Annotated in this window: 1 protein-coding gene; it reads right to left on the bottom strand. The window is 64.2% G+C overall.

What is annotated here, in order from left to right:
- Positions 1-333: 333 nt before the first annotated feature.
- The coding region (locus N788_RS14875; RefSeq protein ID WP_034224649.1) for a hypothetical protein at positions 334-1,194 on the bottom strand (861 nt) is incomplete at its 5' end.

Raw genomic sequence — 1,194 nt, 5'->3', positions numbered from 1 at the left:
TCGCGGAGACCAGCAGGCCGGCGATGGCGCCAGCAAGCAGCTTCTTGTTAAAGGTCATTCGGTTTGACTCCTGAGCTCATTATTAAGTGAATGAAGCGGCTCGGCGGGCTTGGGCGCCAGGCCACCCGCGTACAATTGCTTGTACCGGAAGGGAAAAACGGGACTACCCTGCCGGTGAACCGGGGGCGAGCCTCGACGGATGCTAATACGCCCTTAACAAGCCGTCAATTGAAGTTTCCATTTCGTGAACGCGGTCACGGAACCGTTTCCGGCCAGAAAAGCGAAGGGCCCGCCGAAGCGGGCCCTCCTGGTATTGCGACTGGTCCCGGGGGATCAGTTGGTGCCCGGACGCACCATCACGTGGTTGCTGATCGAGCCCGAAGCCGGGTTGACGATCTGGTACAGGCCCTGGATCTGGTTGTTCGGGGCGGCAACGGTCACGTTGACGGTGGCGCGCGGCAGGCCGCCGGTGAAGCCGGTCAGGAAGTCCGGAACCTCGATCACCTTGGTGCCGTTGGCCGGAACGGTACCGGTCATGTTGGCAGCGTTGGTGGAGATCGTGGTGCCAGTCTCACCGAACACGGAGATCTCGTATTCACGAGCCGCCGTACCGGTGTTGGTCAGGACCACGCGGCTGATCCAGCCACCCGGGACCTGGGCCAGCGGGGCCTGCAGCTGGGTGCCGTTGCGGATCACTTCGCCGACGAAGACCGGGCCCACGTCATTGATGACGAAGCCGGCGTTGGCGACGGCGAACAGGGTGGCGTTGTAGTCGCTTTCCTGCAGCGGGTCGACGGTGTTGGGTACGATGCCCATGTCGCCGATGTTCTCGTTCCCACCGATGTTGAAGACCATCTCGGTATCGGTGAACGAATCGGCCGGACCGTAGCCGTTCCAGCCCGGAGGCGCAGCTGCCGAGAAATCACCCGCGACCTCGATGGTGGTGGCCGCATCGAACAGGTCGGCGAAGGTGATGACCGAACCGTCGGCGTTCAGCGGCGGGGCCGCGACCAGCGAGAAGTCCAGGTTACCGAAGTAGCCGGGAACCGCGCCGCCCAGGAACTGGGTGTAGGCACCGGTCGGCGCCTCCACGTCGGCAATGGCCTGGCCCGGCGTGCCGATGAGCTCGAAGCTCGGCACCGAGCTGATGAACGGCTTGTAGCCGGTGGTGTAGATGCGGCCAGCCGCGCCGCC

This window comes from Arenimonas donghaensis DSM 18148 = HO3-R19, assembly GCF_000743535.1.
In the GTDB taxonomy this organism is placed as follows: Bacteria; Pseudomonadota; Gammaproteobacteria; order Xanthomonadales; family Xanthomonadaceae; genus Arenimonas; species Arenimonas donghaensis.
The sequence above is the reverse complement of the archived record's forward strand: the minus strand, read 5'-3'. Positions and strand labels throughout refer to the sequence as shown.